This is a genomic window from Silvimonas sp. (assembly GCF_031291215.1).
Classification (GTDB): domain Bacteria; phylum Pseudomonadota; class Gammaproteobacteria; order Burkholderiales; family Chitinibacteraceae; genus Silvimonas; species Silvimonas soli.
In genome coordinates this window covers 59,143-75,719 of record NZ_JARLJK010000136.1, presented here as the reverse complement: position 1 = coordinate 75,719, position 16,577 = coordinate 59,143, and the positions used below count along the sequence as shown (strand labels likewise).

The window sequence follows — 16,577 nt, the reverse complement described above, 5'->3', positions numbered from 1 at the left end:
CGACAAATCGACCAAAGTCATGCCAAACGAATTTTCGCTGTCTGCTAGCTGATTTTTTCCGCTAATAAAAGAAAGGTGCAATAGCGCAATAAAAAAAGCGGGCCGTAGCCCGCTTTCCTGAAACGACGTAATCGCCGTAATTATTGCTGTGCTTTAGCAGGTGCACGCAATTCGATCTTGGCCTTTTTCTGCAAACTGCCAAAGTAGTTGGTCAATTCAGCCTGCCCGTACATTTGCCCCAGATTTTGCTCAATTTGCTGACGCATTTCTGGAGTCAATGTCGGAGCCGGAATCACCTTCCCAACCTTGTACAGCACATAACCACCCAGCGCCGCGTCATCCCCACCAACAAAGGCTGGCAGTTTGTGGGCCGGAGCGGCGAAAATTGCATGCAACCGGTCGGTTGCTACGCCAGGTTCAGCGATCCGCGACATTTCTTTGGGTTGTGCATCCCAAGCCACATCGACAGTCTCGCCCTTTTGCAGCGCAGCCAGCTTCTTGGCGCCATCAGCAGCGGCCAGTTTGACTGCTTTGTCATGCTTCAGACGAGCCTGGATGTCTGGTGCGACCGTTGGCAGTGGCGGAATCTGCGCATCTTTATGTTCGATCACGCGTGCCGAAACCAGTGTGCCTGGCACTACTTCAATGGCTTCGGAATTGTGCTTTTTCTTGAGCACGTCATCACCAAAGATTGCGTCTTCGAGCTTTGGATTATTCAGCAGCGGGTCTTGCGTACCTTTGCGGGTAATCCAGCCACTTTGCTGTACCTGCAACTTGAATTGGTCCGCAGCCGGCTTCAGGCTATCAGCTTGCTGGTAAACCAGTTCATTGAACTTGTCTGCCTGCGCCTGATAACCTGCGGTGCCCTTCTCTGACTTGAGCTTGTCAGCGATTTCGGGCTTCAGATCAGCCAGCGTCTTGGTGCGCACGCCTTCGAGCTTGATGATGTGGTAACCGAAGTCCGTCTCCACCAGATCGCTGACCTGGTCTTTCTGCAGCTTGAATACGGTGTCTTCAAACGGCTTGACCATGGCGCCACGGGCAAACCAGCCCAAATCGCCACCGTTATCCTTGGAGCCCGGATCTTGCGAGTCGGCCTTGGCCAGTTCGGCAAAACGCGCCGGGTTGGCTTTGACCTGCTTGAGGATGTCTTCGGCCTTGGCTTTGGCAGCTTGTTTGTCTGCTGCAGATGCGCCCTTAGGCACGGCAATCAGAATGTGCGCAGCTTGGCGCTCCTCCTTGGCCAGATCGTCTTTATGGGCGTCGAAATACTTCTGGATTTCTTCATCAGAGACAACTTGCTGCTGGGCCAGTTGGTCTTTGGACAGCGCAACGTATTCCACTCGCACCATTTCCGGCGCCTTGAGATCAGCCTGATGCTGGTCGTAATACTGTTTGACCTCAGCATCGCTGACAGTGACCTGGCTCAGATACGCTTCAGGCTTGAGCACTGCAGACGAAACTTCGCGCTTTTCGCCCATCAGCTTGGCCAGGCGTTCCAGCGTAACGGATGAAGTCATGCCACTTTGCATGAATGCCGACAACAGCTGGCGCGTTGCCAGGTCGTCACGCATCTGACCTTCAAACTTTGTCGGGGAGATTTGTTGCGCTCCCAGTAGTTCCTGGTAACGCTGCGGGCTGAACTGCCCGTTATCCTGGAAAGCCGGGATCGCGGCAATGGCTTTCTGCAATTGTTGGGTCGAGGGCGACAGACGCAGATCGTGTGCTTCGTTAAGCAACAATTGCTTGCGGATCAGTTCTTGCAGAACCATCGGCTTCATATCGTCAGAGATCACCTGGCCGCGGGTAGCTTCCGCTATATCTTGCTCGGTAATCGACTTTCCGCCGACTTTGGCCAGCCAGCTAGGGCCGCCTTCCATCGCCGAGTAACCTGAAAGACCAAATCCGACTACCAAACCCAGCGAAACCAGACCCAGTACAACCTGGACGACGGTTTTATTCTTTTGTACCAGATCAAACATGAACACTACACTCCGTATGAGACTCGCGCAGTATGATGCCAGAAGCCGTTCATTGCGTCTCGTCTGCATGCTTGGGTAGTGACAAACGAACACGTTCGGCCGCTGAAAACAAAAAAGCCAAGCTTGCGCTTGGCTTTTTTGATCATCTGGCGGAGCGGACGGGACTCGAACCCGCGACCCCCGGCGTGACAGGCCGGTATTCTAACCAACTGAACTACCGCTCCAGAAGAGTCGGCGATTATAGCATGCGTTTTGTATTTTACAACAACTTTCATGCATCGCCATTTTGGTGGGTAGTAGTGGATTCGAACCACCGACCTCCTGCGTGTGAAGCAGGCGCTCTAACCAACTGAGCTAACCACCCCCGGTCTTATGCCGCTTCGTTATTAGCCGAAGCAGCAAAGACAATCATTGTACGGCATCTTTCAAAGATTTACCAGCACGAAATTTCGGTTGCTTGGCAGCAGCGATTTCGATGGTCTGGCCAGTACGCGGATTGCGACCGTTACGTGCCTCACGTTCGGCAACGTAGAAAGTGCCAAAGCCGACCAGCGTCACTTCGTCACCGCCTTGCAGTGCTTTGGAAACAGCTTCGATGGTGGCATCAAGTGCCTTGCCGGCAGCAGCCTTGGACAGGCCTGCGGATTCAGCGATTGCGTCGATCAGTTCAGATTTATTCACTTATGTGTCCCCTTTCGTTCTGGTTGGATAGGTCCGGTCTGCCGATTGCTTGAGCTTTATAGCAAGCGGCAAAAACGTGTGTCAACTAGTGTTTGGTAGGCTGTGTGCCCGTTTCCACGCTTGGACGATCGCTCGCTTGCGCTGCGCCGTCTTCTGCGCTATCAACCGCCCCGGTATTCGATTCGGGTTGGCTTTCCAGCGCATGGCCCAAAACCTGGTCAAACCACTTGACCGGATGAATGGTTAAGCCACGCTTCACATTGTCAGGAATCTCAATCAGATCCTTGACGTTGCCTTCAGGAATCAATACATGCTTGATGCCACCACGGTGGGCCGCAAGCAACTTTTCTTTCAATCCGCCAATCGGTAACACCTCGCCACGCAAGGTAATTTCCCCGGTCATGGCGACGTCGCAACGCACTGGCACGTTCGTAAGTATGGAAGTCATCGCCGTAGCAATTGCGATACCGGCCGATGGACCATCCTTGGGTGTAGCGCCTTCGGGCAAGTGGATATGGATGTCGTTCTTCTGATAGAAGTCCGGATCAATACCCAGCTGTACCGCACGGCTGCGCACCACTGACAGCGCTGCCTGGATGGATTCCTGCATGACTTCACCGAGCTTGCCGGTCTGAATGACCTTGCCTTTACCGGGCAATTTTACCGCTTCGATGGTCAGTAATTCGCCGCCGACTTCGGTCCATGCCAAGCCAGTAACCTGCCCCACCTGGTTTTGCTGCTCGGCCATGCCGTAGTCGTAGCGACGCACGCCGAGGTATTTATCCAGGTTCTTCGCCGTCACTTGCTGACGCTTGTCCGACGGCTTGAGCAGCAGATTCTTCACTACCTTGCGGCAGATTTTGGCGATTTCGCGGTCCAGACTACGCACACCCGCTTCACGGGTGTAGTAACGCACGATGTCACGCACGGCCGAGTCGATGATGGACAACTCACCTTCCTGCAGGCCGTTGGACTTCATCTGCTTGGGCACCAGGTACTTGAGCGCGATGTTGACCTTTTCGTCTTCCGTATAACCAGAAAGCCGGATCACTTCCATCCGGTCCAGCAAAGCTGGAGGGATATTGAGTGTATTGGCTGTGGCCACAAACAAGACGTCGGACAGATCGTAATCCACTTCCAGGTAGTGATCGCTGAACGAATTATTTTGTTCAGGATCAAGCACTTCCAGCAAAGCGGACGATGGGTCGCCACGGAAATCGGCGCCCATTTTGTCTACTTCATCCAGCAAGAACAGCGGGTTCTTCACGCCGGCCTTGGTCATGGATTGCAGAATCTTGCCGGGCATCGAACCGATATAAGTGCGGCGGTGACCGCGGATTTCAGCTTCATCACGCATCCCGCCCAAGGCCATGCGCACGAACTTGCGGTTCGTGGCACGGGCGATCGACTCGCCCAACGAGGTCTTGCCCACGCCGGGAGGGCCAACCAGGCACAGGATCGGGCCTTTCAGCTTCTCGACACGGCTCTGCACAGCAAGGTACTCAAGAATGCGTTCCTTGACCTTCTCCAGCCCATAGTGCTCGGTATCCAGCACTTCTTCGGCAGCGGCAATGTCCTTGCTGATCTTGGTCTTTTTCTTCCACGGCAAAGCCAGCATGGTATCGATGTAGTTGCGCACCACGGTCGCCTCTGCGGACATCGGCGACATCATGCGCAGCTTTTTCATTTCCGCTTCGGCTTTTTCGCGGGCTTCCTTGCTCATGCCAGCGGTCTTGATGCGCTTTTCCAGCTCATCCAGATCAGCGTTTTCGTCCAGCTCACCCAATTCTTTCTGGATGGCTTTGACTTGTTCGTTCAGGTAGTACTCGCGCTGGCTTTTCTCCATCTGGCGCTTCACGCGGCCACGGATGCGCTTTTCTACCTGCAGGATGTCCAGCTCGGTTTCCAGTTGCTTGAGCAGGTGTTCCATGCGACGTTTGACATCGCCCATTTCCAGCACAGCCTGCTTTTGCTCGAGCTTGAGCGGCAGATGGGCGGCGATGGTATCTGCCAGACGGCCAGCGATTTCAATGCCCGACAGCGAGGTCAGCACTTCTGGCGGAATTTTTTTGTTCAGTTTTACGTACTGGTCAAACTGTGACAGCAAGGCGCGGCGCATGGCTTCTGCTTCATGACCCTCGTCTTCACCGGGTTCGTGCGGCAATGCTTCTGCACTGAAATAGCCATCTTCATCTTTCAGCGTAAGCATATCTGCACGCTGCAGGCCCTCAACCAGCACCTTTACGGTGCCATCAGGCAGCTTGAGCAGTTGCAACACGGTAGCAATGGTGCCGACCGGGTAGATATCTGCCATTGATGGCTCGTCTTTCTGCGCGTTCTTTTGTGCCACGAGCAGGATATGACGACCACCTTCCATCGCGGCTTCCAGCGCGCGAATGGATTTCGGACGACCCACAAACAGCGGAATCACCATATGCGGGAAGACGACGACGTCCCGCAGCGGCAGCATAGGGAAACTGGCGACTTCGGCGGGCAATGCGTGGTTTTCTGACATTTTGATAGCCCTGAGTGGGTGGGAGTTGGATCAATAATGTGGCTTGCCGGGCACAAATTCAACGCCAGCACGCCAATTTGCCAACAAAAACAGAATGCGAGACTTCATCCAGCAGGATGAAAACAAACTGCCAGACCGCTAAGGGTCTGGCAGCATTGAGGAAATTTCAGTGCACACCGATCAGCACTGATTTCCGGCAGAAACAACAAATCAGGCAGCAGCAGGCTCTGCAGGTTCAGAAGGAACGTGTTGCGGCAGCGCACCCTCCAGAATCACCGACTCATCCACCACCACTTTTGCCACGCCTTCTAGCGCTGGCAGTTCGTACATGGTATCGAGCAAAGAGGATTCCAGAATCGAGCGCAAACCACGCGCACCGGTCTTGCGTTCCATTGCCTTGCGGGCGATCGCTTCCAGACCGTCTTGCGTGATCTCCAGCTTGACGTCTTCCATTTCGAACAGACGCTGATACTGCTTCACCAGCGCGTTCTTGGGTTCGGTCAGGATGTTGATCAGCGCGGCTTCATCCAGTTCGTCCAGCGTTGCCGTTACCGGTACACGCCCGACGAACTCTGGAATCAGACCAAAGCGGATCAGGTCATCAGGTTCGACTTCATGCAACAACTTGCCGATGCCTGAGGTGTCGTCCTTGCTGGCCACCTCTGCGCCAAAGCCGATCCCGCCCTTTTCCGAACGGTTGCGGATAATCTTGGCCAGACCTTCAAACGCACCGCCAACAATAAACAGAATGTTGGTGGTATCAACCTGCGGCATCTCGTGATTCGGATGCTTGCGGCCACCGTGCGGCGGCACTGACGCAACCGTACCTTCGATCAGCTTCAGCAACGCTTGTTGAACGCCTTCGCCCGAAACATCGCGGGTAATCGACGGGTTTTCGCTTTTACGGGCGATCTTGTCGATCTCATCGATGTAAACGATGCCGCGCTGGGCCTTCTCGATGTCGTAGTCGCATTGCTGCAGCAGCTTGGCGATGATGTGTTCAACATCTTCACCAACGTAGCCAGCCTCAGTCAGCGTGGTCGCATCGGCAATCACAAACGGCACGTCCAGCTTCTTGGCCATGGTTTGCGCCAGCAGCGTCTTGCCCGAGCCAGTCGGCCCGATCAACAGAATGTTGGACTTCGACAACTCGACTTCGCCGCTCTTGTCACCCTTGGTGGACAAGCGCTTGTAGTGGTTGTACACGGCTACAGCCAGGATTTTCTTGGCGCGCTCCTGCCCGATCACATACTGATCCAGCGTCTCACGGATTTCAGTCGGCAGTGGCAAACGCTTGCCAGTCGGGGTTTGCGGCTCTACCGCGGTACCGATCTGCGCCGTACCTTCTTCCGTCAGGATGTCATTGCAGAGTTCAATACACTCATTGCAGATAAACACCTGTGGACCAGCGATGAGCTTGGTCACTTCATGCTGACTCTTGCCGCAAAACGAGCAATAGAGCAGCTTTTCCTTGGATTTGTCTTTAGGCTTGTCAGTCATATCCCCCCCTCTCTACAGAGCAGAGCGAGAAAAAAGAAAACCGCCAGCGTCAAAGTCTGGCGGTCAGATCACGAAAGTCGATCAGGCGGTGCCTGCGCGTTTAACCATTACTTCGTCGACCAAACCATAAGCTTTGGATTCTTCCGCACTCATGAAGTTGTCGCGGTCAGTATCGCGCTCAATGGTTTCGATGCTTTGGCCAGTGTGAAAGGCCAAACGCTCATTCAGCGTGCGCTTGGTCTTGAGCAACTCACGGGCATGAATTTCAATGTCGGATGCTTGCCCAGCCAGACCACCAATCAGCGGCTGGTGGATCATCACCCGCGAGTTTGGCAACGCGTAACGCTTGCCCTTCTCGCCTGCGGTCAGCAGGAATGCACCCATACTTGCAGCCAGGCCAACGCACAATGTCGACACTGCCGGCTTGATGAACTGCATGGTGTCATAAATCGCCAGACCAGCCGTTACCGAGCCACCTGGAGAATTGATATACAGAGAGATGTCCTTGTCCGGATTTTCCGATTCAAGGAACAACAACTGAGCGACAACCAGGTTGGCGGTTTGATCATTCACCGGACCGACCAGAAAAACGATGCGCTCTTTCAGCAGGCGCGAATAGATGTCGTAAGAACGCTCGCCGCGGCCGCTCTGCTCGACAACCATCGGAATATATCCGAGGCCTTGGGGTTCAAATTCCGGTCGTTGCATGGTTTTCCTCTTCAGTTTGGGTATCCGCCGTCCTGGCCGGATACCCAAAACCGGGGATCCGGGCCGATCAAGCTTGTTGCTGTTGGCCCATCAGTTCTTCGAAAGTCACCGACTTTTCAACGGTCTTGCCCTTCGATTGCACGAATTCAACGACGTTGTCTTCCAGCGCCATGGATTCCGGGCCAGCCAGACGATCACGTTGCTCGTAGTACCAGCCTACGACATCCTGCGGATCTTCGTAGTTTTGTGCCAGATCTTCGATGATTGCCTTGACTTGTTCCGGCTTGGCTTCAAGACCGTTAGCCTTGACCAGTTCAGCCAGGACCAGGCCCAGGTGCACGCGGCGCTGTGCTTGCGCTTCGAACATTTGCGGGGAGAACGGAACCAACTTGGGATCGATACCGCGTTGTTTCAAGTCCGCCTGCGCGGATTCTGCCAAACGACCGATCTCCAGGCCGACCAGGGACTTGGGCAATTCAACCGGTGTAGCCTCGATCAGCGCGGTCATCACGCTTTCCTTGGCACGGGCTTTCAGACGGAAACGCACTTCGCGCTCGAGGTTGGCTTTGACTTCAGCGCGCATCTTGGCGATGTCGCCGTCTTCAATGCCCAGGCTCTTGGCGAATTCTGCGTTCACTTCCGGCAGCAGCGATTGAGCTACGTTCTTCAGGGTGATCGCGAACACGGCGGTTTTACCAGCCACGTCCTTGCCATGATAGTCAGCCGGGAAGCTTACTTCCACGCTTTTGGTTTCATCTTCTTTCATGCCGCGAATACCGGCTTCGAACTCAGGCAACATCTGGCCCTTGCCCAGCAGGAATGCATAATTGTCAGAAGAACCACCTTCAAACGGCTCACCATCAATGGTGCCCTTGAAGTCGATAATAACGCGGTCTTCGTCAGCAGCAGCACGTTCAACGCGCTCGTAACGGGTACGCTGGCGACGCAGGATATCCAGGGTCTTGTCGATTTCAGCGTCGGATACATTCAGCACCGGCTTTTCGATTTCGACGCCGTTCAGATCACCCAGCGTCACTTCCGGATAAACTTCAAAAGTGGCCACAAATTCAAAGTCGCCCTCGCCCGAAGCGCCTTGCTTCGGTTCGAAACGTGGGTAGCCGGCAACGCTCAGCTTTTGTTCTTGAACGGCTTGGCCGAACGAGCGCTCAACGGTTTCGCCCATGACTTCTTCTTGGACGCGGAAGCCATATTGTTGCGAAACGATGCTCATCGGCGCTTTGCCAGGACGGAAACCGTCAATACGAGCCGTTTTTGCGACGTTTTTCAGACGAGCGCTAACTTGCGCATTGATTTGATCGCGCGGTACGGAGAAGCTGAGGCGGCGTTCAAGCGCGCCCAAGGTTTCCAGTTGTGCTTGCATGTGTTGATCCATCCTTCACATTGATTCAGTTCAGGCCAACAAGCACTGCTTGGGCCAGGCCAGCCCGGTCAATCCGGACCTTATTACAAAAAGGTGGTGCGAGCGCAAAGACTCGGGAACCGTGTGCTGCAAGCATTCGCATCGGCTCTGTGGACACAATCAAAAACGCCGTAAATGGCTCACGATAGCGTCACCAAGGCCAGACACGCCTACCGGCATACGCAGCAAGCACGACACCTGCTCTCAAACGAGCCCATTAGGATAGCTGATCCGGGCAAGGTTCGCCAACACCAGCGCGGTGCAAACCGTCAGGATGGTGTGTGTATTTTGCCACTGGGCTGGCTGACATGCGCCAGGGTGCGGGTCTTGTTGGCAGCCAGGTGCTGCGCTGGCGGGGAGGATTCGACTTGCCACTCAATTACCGGGGCCATTCAGATACACCGTTCTGTCACGGATTTGATCCAGATCGTGAATCATAAAAGTTGGGCCAGACCAGCCTTGGCCCGCGCCCACACGCCAGGATTCGGCTCCCTCAGGAAGCGTGGCGAGAGTTGGCAGACGCCACGTTGGCAAGCTCAGCAGAATGAGGGCGTTTAGCCGGAGCAAACGGCCCAGCCAGGAATAACTGCCGCCAGTCGGCAACAGACCTGAATTCAATATAGCGATAAGTCATTGCGGCCAGGAACAATACCGTCAATCCAAACGCCGCTATAAACGCAGGATCGGTATTTCCTTTGAAAATGCCATAGGCGTTCATGACTGGCAGATGCCATAGATAGATGCTGTAGCAGGCCATCCCCAGAACGTGCAGCACACGCGAACGCAACATTTGCGCCAATACGAACCGCTCGTCCAGCGCGGCCAGCAGCAATAGCACCAGGCCCAGATCAAGCACGTTACTTAATACCGCCAGCAATTCAGCCGGTGCAGTGAGCTCAATAATGCAGCGATTAAAGCCGTAAAAAGCGATGCCAATCAGCAGCGCACCCAGACCCACAAACACCGCGCTCGGCAATCGCCAGCACCGGTTATGGACATGTGCCTGGGCCAGCATCATGCCGATCACGAACTCATCCAGGCGCCCTAGCAGCAAGCCATCCGCAACCCAGTCTGGTCCGTCGTGCCGCCCATGAATCAGACATAACACCCGCACGAGCAGCGACAACACCAGCGCACCGACCAGCACCGACTTGAGCCCCACCCTCGCCGTTATCCATAACAACAGGGGAAATACCAGACTAAACAGCACTTCTGTACCAATCGACCAAAGCGCCCAGTTGGATGACGGCACAAAGGTATGGGAAGAGAACATGAAGGTAAACGTGGCGATGGTCAGCGCCTGGCGCAACACGCCGCCGTCAGGCGCAGCCAAGGTGCCACTGAGGACCAATGTGGCAATGCTGACCAGATAATAAAGCGGCATCAGGCGAAAAAAACGATGTTTGTAGAACACCAGCGCATCGGCCCTGCTTTGCATTTGCCGTTTCTGCGCGGCATAGGGCAAATAAAGGACAAAACCCGACAAAATGAAAAAGAGATTAACGCCGGTCCACCCGTTAAAAACCAAGGGCGCTGTCGAAAGCTGGAAGATCACCGGCGCCTTGACCTTCAGTGCAATGGTCAGGTGATGCCAGATAATGGCCAGAATGGCGACGCCGCGCAGCCCGTTAATCTCAGGCAAGCGCAAGCGCGGCATTATGGGTTCAGCAGTTTGCAGCACTGGGCCACCTCGCATCGGATTCAGCGGTCGGTCATACCTGCCAAGGCCATCGTCTGGTGCGCCGCAATGCAAAGAGCGGCTGCGCCAGATGTATCGACTTGAGCATCGAGCCCTCTCCTGCCACCGCATTCAATTACAACACAACCAGAACATGGGTCAGCCTGGCGCAGGACTTTGTTGGCTCGGCCATTGCTGTATAGCAGCAATTCGATGACGTAGCAGCGCTACATATCGGTTACCGGCCAGGAAGGACTGGAACGAGCGGGCAAAAAATCGGGGGGATAACGGGGCCGAGGTATGACCCCAAACAGGATCGGATGGTTAAACGCGCGCAACAAAAAAGCCCGCAAAGCCAACGATGACGGGGCTTGACGGGCTAAATTGCAAAACCGTGTTTGTGTATTGTGGTGCGAGCGGAGAGACTCGAACTCTCACGCCTTACAGCGCTGGAACCTAAATCCAGTGCGTCTACCAATTCCGCCACGCTCGCATTCAATACATGCAACCTGATAGCCCGCAAAACGAGGGCCAACGCCGGGCATTGCAACTATCACACAAAGCCGGCAACTCAGGTTGGAGGGCGATTATAAAGGAAATGTTGTACGAAAAACAAACAGAGTCTGGCGTGTTTCGTGAGCAGTTACGCTTTATGTCATACTTCCCGCCGTCCAAGTCAGGTAAAAAGCACACCTGAGCCTGTCCCGCAGCCTGCGTGGATATCTGAACCGCCCCGTACAAGTGACCGCATTTGTGAGCATTTCTGCACATTATTCCTTTGTCTTGCTTCGACTCGTGCTTGCCGGCAATCCCGCCCTCGATACCGTCATCCGCTGGTGTGGGATAGATGCCAGTGGCAAATTGCGGCATGGCGAAGACATCGCAGGCCAATTACCTGCGGCAACTGCGGTAGAAGCCGTGGTGCTACCAACCCATTATTCCTTGCATTTGCTCGAACTGCCGCGCCAGTCCAGCCAACGTTTGCGTGCACTAGTGCCGCATGCGCTGGACGACCGGCTGCTGGCGGGTGGCCAGCAACGTCACTTTGCGCTTGGTAGCGCAGCGGACGGTAAAACCCGGGTCATCGCCTGTGACAAGGCTTGGTTGCAGCGCTGGGTTGCCGTATTGGCTAGTCAAGGGCTGAGCTTGCGCAACGCGTGGCCGCTGGTTGATCTGGTGCAACCACTGGACGAGTGGCAGCGCGTGCAACTGGATGATGGCGTGCTGCTGGTCAAAGGCGACCAAAGCACCTGGTTTGATTCAGCCGCCGTTGCCAGCCAATGGCTGGAAGACCAACCAGTTCACGATCTGGCTTGGCCTGATATTTATGGCGACCCTATCCGTAGCGGGGCTATCAATCTGCTGCAAGGCGATCTCACCCCCAAGCTTTCCCTGCCGTTTGACACACGCAAACTCAAGCGTACTGTCGGTATTTTGATCGCACTATTTGTGGTGCTAACCGTAGGCAGCCTGTGGGATTGGTGGCAGTTGCGCCAACAGGCAACCGCGCTGCAACGCGAACTGCGTCAGACTTTTGCCGCAGCCTTCCCGGGCACCCCGATTGTTGATCCGATCCTGCAATTGCAAAGCCAGCTACAAGCCGCCGGCGCCGGACAAGGTAGCGGGACGGCAAGTGGCGCTGACTTTACCGGCTTGTTACAGCGTATCGATGGCATCGCCACCGGAACTCATCTGCGCCGCTTGCAATTTGAAAACGGCCAGCTGCAAATGGAACTCGCCACCGCCGAAGCCCCTGCCCTGCAACAAAAACTGGCTGGTGCTGGCTTTAAGGTTGATCAACAGCCTGGCGCGGTAGGCACCACTGTATTGCGCGTTCAAGGAGGCCAGAAATGAAGCTGAATCAACTGACCGCCCGTGCGCAAGGTTTCTGGCAAGCGCGTAATGCTCGTGAGCGCAATATTCTGGCGGTTGGCGGCGCCATTGTGCTGATCGCGGTCGTCTACGCCGGCATCTGGCAACCATTGGTGACCCAGCGCGCGCAATTGAACAAACGCGTACCGCAACTCCAGGCCGATCTGGCGCAAATGCAACGCGGACTGCAGCTACTTAAGGGTGGCAGCAACGTGGTGCGTACCGATGACCTGCGCGCAGCAGTCACCGCCAGCCTGCAACAGCATGGCATCAAGGCCGATCTGCAAGCGCAACCGGACAACAAGATCAGGATCGATGCGCCGCAGGCCGACTTCGCCCAAGTGCTCGAACTGGTCGGTGCTTTGCCGCGCGAAACCGGCAGCCATGTTGTGACTTTTGATGCCAATGGTGCCCAGAACGATGGCGTTGTGCACTTTACTGCGGTTGTCCAGCGATGAAACAACACCTGAAACACCCTCTTCTCTGGTTTGGCATTGCACTGTTTGTGTTGTTTGCGCTGGTGCGCTTGCCGATGGTTCTGTTCGCCAGCGCTATCCCCGCCCCGGTCAAAACCGGTGACGTAACGGGCAATTTGTGGGAAGGCCGCATTGGTCAGTTAGGCCTGGGCGATCAGTTATTGCTGCAAGATGTACGCTGGCACTGGCAACCATCTGCCTTGTTGCACGCCCAACTTGCCTGGCAACTGGATACTCGTGACGGCGAAACACCCGGCCAGGCGCGCGCCGTATTGGGCATGACCGGTTGGCGACTGGAGCATGTCGCCCTGAACATACCAGCCAGCCCGTTGTTTGCCCAGGTCAAGATGCTGGCGCCATTTCAGTTGGGTGGCAGCCTGCAAGTCCGGGCACAACAAATTGCCGCAGGCAAGTTTGATCAATTGAGCATGCAACTGACCGATGCCACGTCCATGGTGACGCCGCAAGCCAATCCATTTGGCAATTATCTGATCCATGTGGCGCAAGGCAGTGGCGCACCAACCTGGCAAATCACTCCGCAAGGTGGGTTGTTGGCTATTAACGGCAGTGGCCAGATCACCAACGATGGCCCCAAAGGGCAATTGAGCTTTACCCCGACCAAGGGCAAAGAAGCATTGTTCTCCAGCCTGCTTGACCGCATGGGGCCAGGCCATACCGTTCAGCTTGGCGGCCAATAAAGCACCATCTGGCAGTATTGGGAGCTTCGGCCCAGACGTAAACCAGACAAAGCAGCGCACTTTCGTAAACTGCGCTGCTAAACTGGCAGTTGACTCCAGCACAAACCGTTAACGGCTAGCCGTTCGATCAAGCAACCAACCGGGCCATACGCAGCCCACCAGGAAAACCAATGAAAAAAATCGAAGCCATTATCAAACCGTTCAAGCTTGACGATGTTCGTGAAGCGCTTTCCGATCTGGGCATTTCCGGGCTGACCGTGACCGAAGTAAAAGGCTTTGGCCGTCAAAAGGGTCATACCGAACTGTACCGTGGCGCCGAGTATGTTGTTGATTTTTTGCCGAAAATCAAACTGGACGTCGTTCTGGCTGACGACAAACTTGATGCCGCCCTTGAAGCGATCCAGAACGCCGCGCGTACCGGCAAAATTGGCGACGGCAAGATTTTTGTATTCAATGTCGAGCAGGCAATCCGCATTCGTACCGGCGAGAGCAACGAAGACGCCATCTGACAGTAGCGAGCGTGTTTAGCCCATAAAAAAACCGCCTGCGTCCTGGCGGTTTTTTTATGGGCTCATTAAACGTAGCCACCTGCTGACTTCTTTGATCAGAGGCAGAACACCGCGGCGTATCAAGCCTGCCGAACCAGCAGCTTATTTTGCACAGCGGGCCTGGCTAAATCTAAGCCTCAAACATCCACCGGATCAACATCCAGCGCCCAGCGCACGCCGGGGTGTTTTTCCACGCCAAGTTGCTCCAGCATCTCGCGCAATGCAGCCTGCATGGCCGGGCGACGTTGTGCGGAGATGAGCACTTGCGCCCTCTCCCAGCCCGCCTTGCGTACCATCAGCGCGGGCACGGGGGCGGCCAGATGCAGCCCTGGAAAATCGCGCCAGCGTTCACGAATCTGTTTGAGAAAATCCACCGCGCGCTCCAGCGTTTTGGCTTCAGCGCGCAGCATTGCCCAGGCGGCAAAGGGCGGCAAACCATTGGCTTTGCGTTCCTGCATGGTGCGATCAGCAAACACGGCGTAATCCCCGGCAATCAGCATGGGATAAAACGGGTCGTCGTGATAACGCGTCTGGATCAGCACCTTGCCCGGCTGCCCTGCCCGCCCTGCGCGACCCGCTACTTGCAGTAGCAACGCAAACAGCCGTTCCTGCGCACGAAAATCCAGCGAGAACAAACCGCCATCGGCATTCAACACGACCACCAGTTGCAGATTGGCAAAGTCATGACCTTTGGCCATCATTTGCGTGCCAATCAGCAAGCGCGCTTGCCCGTCATGGATTTGCTTGAGCATGGCATCCAGACTGCCTTTGCGCCGGGTATTGTCGCGATCAATGCGCAACGGCGGCGCCTCGGGAAACAACTGAGCGAGCGATTCTTCCAGCCGCTGGGTGCCAAAGCCGAGCGGCTGCAAATCGGCGTTACCGCAATCCGGACAATGCACCGGCGGGGGACTTTCCCAGCCACAGTGGTGACAGCGCAGACGGCGATCTTCCCGATGCAGCACCAGCCGCGCGGTACACCGTTTGCAACTGGCTATCCAGCCGCATTCATGGCACGCCAATACCGGCGCATAACCACGCCGGTTGATGAACACCAGCACCTGACCACCGGCATTCAAGGTATCGCGAATCGCATTGATTGCCGGTTGCGCCAGGCCATCAAACAACCGCAACTGCTGGGTGGGCAGCAAGTGGATCTGCGGCGCGGTGGCTGCGGCAATGGCGCGCCGCGTGAGCGACAACAACTGGTAGCGCTTCTCACGCATATTGCGCCAGCTTTCAATGCTCGGCGTGGCGCTCCCCAGAATGATTGGCACATTGGCCTGACGCGCACGGTACACGGCCACATCGCGCGCGGAATAGCGAAAACCCTCTTGCTGACGATAAGACAGGTCATGCTCTTCATCGACCACAACCAGTGCCAGTTCAGGCATCGGCGTAAACACCGCCAGTCGGGTGCCGAGGACGATCCGGGCCCGCCCTTGCGCCGCCAGCAGCCAGTTACGGGTGCGCTCGCCATCGGCCAGGCCACTATGCAATGACACCAGATGTTCGTGCGGAAAGCGGGCGCGAAAACGCGATTCCAGCTGCGGGGTGAGGTTGATTTCCGGAATCAGTACCAGCACCTGCCCGCCCTGCGCCAGCCGGGCTTCGATCTCGCGCAGATATATTTCGGTTTTGCCGCTGCCAGTCACGCCATAGAGCAGAAAAGGCGCGTAGCCGGTCGCAACCTTGAGTTTTTCCAGCGCGGCTTGTTGCTCGTCGGTGAGTGTCGGCAAATTCTGCGTTACCGGTACGCGAGCTGGGGCGAGCTCGGGCTCAACCTCGTTAACCCAACCGGATTCTTGCCAGGCTTTCAACCAACCAGCAGCACTGGCCGACACGGCGCGAATCTCATCAAGGCTGCGCGGAAGCGCAAGCAAGGTCGCCAGTTCTTTCTGCTTGCGTGCGCGGTCGGGAATCTGCGCCAACAAACCGGCGTGATCGATCGCAGCAAAAAAGGCCATGTCCCTTGCACCGGCCCAAAGCTGAGTCTGGCGAAACGCGCCTGGCAGCGCTGCGGCGATTACCTGACCAATCGGCCACGCATAGTAATCAGAGCAGAAACGGCATAAATCGAGGATGGCGGCAGGCAGCGGCGGCATATCCGCTGGAATCACCTGCACCGATTTGAGTTGCTCTACCGTGAAGCCAGCCGAGCCATCATATTGCTCGCTCACCTGCAGTACTACACCGGCCAGCAACTGTCGCCCGAACGGAACAATCACCCGCGCCCCGCGCTGGGGCGCCGTCCCTGACCAGCGATAATCAAATGTTCGCTGGAGAGGCACATCCAGGGCAATTTGTAAGTAAAGTTCAGGCATTCAGGCACCAAAATATGCCACGAAAAACTACCCACAGCTTCTGTGGATAACTTTGTGAAGAACTTGCAGGAAACTGCGTGAAACCCGCGTTACAACAAGATGTAGGCTGGATTGCCTATTTTTTAAACCAAAATATAATTTCGTTATAAATCAATAACTTAAATTATATGTATTG

General features: G+C 55.6%; 12 protein-coding genes and 3 tRNA genes. 4 read left to right on the top strand and 11 right to left on the bottom strand.

Features of this window, described 5'->3' with window-relative positions; genetic code table 11:
• Window positions 1-140: 140 nt before the first annotated feature.
• The 10 genes from P4L78_RS15880 to P4L78_RS15835 all read right to left on the bottom strand — a co-directional run bounded on the left by P4L78_RS15880 (window position 141) and on the right by P4L78_RS15835 (window position 10,977).
• Window positions 141-1,982: a peptidylprolyl isomerase gene (locus P4L78_RS15880; protein ID WP_309328840.1), complete on the bottom strand. Its 1,842-nt coding sequence runs from the start codon at window positions 1,980-1,982 to the stop codon at window positions 141-143.
• A gap of 147 nt (window positions 1,983-2,129) precedes the next feature.
• Window positions 2,130-2,206: transfer RNA gene (locus P4L78_RS15875), tRNA-Asp, on the bottom strand.
• Window positions 2,207-2,269: 63 nt separating this feature from the next.
• Window positions 2,270-2,346: transfer RNA gene (locus P4L78_RS15870), tRNA-Val, on the bottom strand.
• 44 nt (window positions 2,347-2,390) lie between these two features.
• Entirely contained in the window at window positions 2,391-2,663 is a 273-nt protein-coding gene (locus P4L78_RS15865; protein WP_184097309.1) for an HU family DNA-binding protein, read from the bottom strand.
• Between the two features lie 85 nt (window positions 2,664-2,748).
• Window positions 2,749-5,178, bottom strand: a complete 2,430-nt coding sequence (gene lon / locus P4L78_RS15860; RefSeq protein ID WP_283149140.1) for an endopeptidase La — start codon at window positions 5,176-5,178, stop codon at window positions 2,749-2,751.
• 210 nt (window positions 5,179-5,388) lie between these two features.
• A complete protein-coding gene (gene clpX, locus P4L78_RS15855; RefSeq protein ID WP_309328837.1) occupies window positions 5,389-6,678 on the bottom strand; it encodes an ATP-dependent Clp protease ATP-binding subunit ClpX in 1,290 nt (429 codons plus the stop codon).
• An 81-nt stretch (window positions 6,679-6,759) separates the two neighbouring features.
• Window positions 6,760-7,386, bottom strand: a complete 627-nt coding sequence (clpP, locus tag P4L78_RS15850) for an ATP-dependent Clp endopeptidase proteolytic subunit ClpP (protein WP_283149138.1) — start codon at window positions 7,384-7,386, stop codon at window positions 6,760-6,762.
• 67 nt (window positions 7,387-7,453) lie between these two features.
• A complete protein-coding gene (gene tig / locus P4L78_RS15845; RefSeq protein ID WP_283149137.1) occupies window positions 7,454-8,767 on the bottom strand; it encodes a trigger factor in 1,314 nt (437 codons plus the stop codon).
• A gap of 532 nt (window positions 8,768-9,299) precedes the next feature.
• Window positions 9,300-10,463 carry an acyltransferase gene (locus P4L78_RS15840; RefSeq protein ID WP_309328833.1) on the bottom strand — a complete coding sequence of 388 codons (1,164 nt, stop codon included), beginning with the start codon at window positions 10,461-10,463 and terminating at the stop codon, window positions 9,300-9,302.
• Window positions 10,464-10,892: 429 nt separating this feature from the next.
• Window positions 10,893-10,977 (bottom strand) — tRNA-Leu (locus tag P4L78_RS15835).
• Between the two features lie 302 nt (window positions 10,978-11,279).
• Between P4L78_RS15835 and gspL the strand changes: the two genes are divergently transcribed.
• From gspL to P4L78_RS15815, 4 genes are all read left to right on the top strand, one after another.
• On the top strand, window positions 11,280-12,338 hold the full coding sequence (gene gspL / locus P4L78_RS15830; protein WP_309328831.1) for a type II secretion system protein GspL: 1,059 nt from the start codon (window positions 11,280-11,282) through the stop codon (window positions 12,336-12,338).
• A complete protein-coding gene (locus P4L78_RS15825; RefSeq protein WP_283149134.1) occupies window positions 12,335-12,814 on the top strand; it encodes a type II secretion system protein M in 480 nt (159 codons plus the stop codon). Before gspL ends, P4L78_RS15825 begins: the two co-directional genes overlap by 4 nt.
• A complete protein-coding gene (gene gspN / locus P4L78_RS15820) occupies window positions 12,811-13,530 on the top strand; it encodes a type II secretion system protein N (protein WP_309328828.1) in 720 nt (239 codons plus the stop codon). Before P4L78_RS15825 ends, gspN begins: the two co-directional genes overlap by 4 nt.
• Before the next feature lie 170 nt (window positions 13,531-13,700).
• Complete coding sequence (locus P4L78_RS15815; RefSeq protein ID WP_283149132.1) at window positions 13,701-14,039, top strand: P-II family nitrogen regulator; 339 nt, start codon at window positions 13,701-13,703, stop codon at window positions 14,037-14,039.
• Window positions 14,040-14,215: 176 nt separating this feature from the next.
• On the opposite strand, the gene P4L78_RS15810 is transcribed toward P4L78_RS15815, so the two are convergent.
• The gene (locus P4L78_RS15810; protein WP_309328825.1) at window positions 14,216-16,402 is read right to left on the bottom strand and encodes a primosomal protein N'; all 2,187 of its coding nucleotides are present in this window, start codon (window positions 16,400-16,402) and stop codon (window positions 14,216-14,218) included.
• Between the last annotated feature and the right edge of the window lie 175 nt (window positions 16,403-16,577).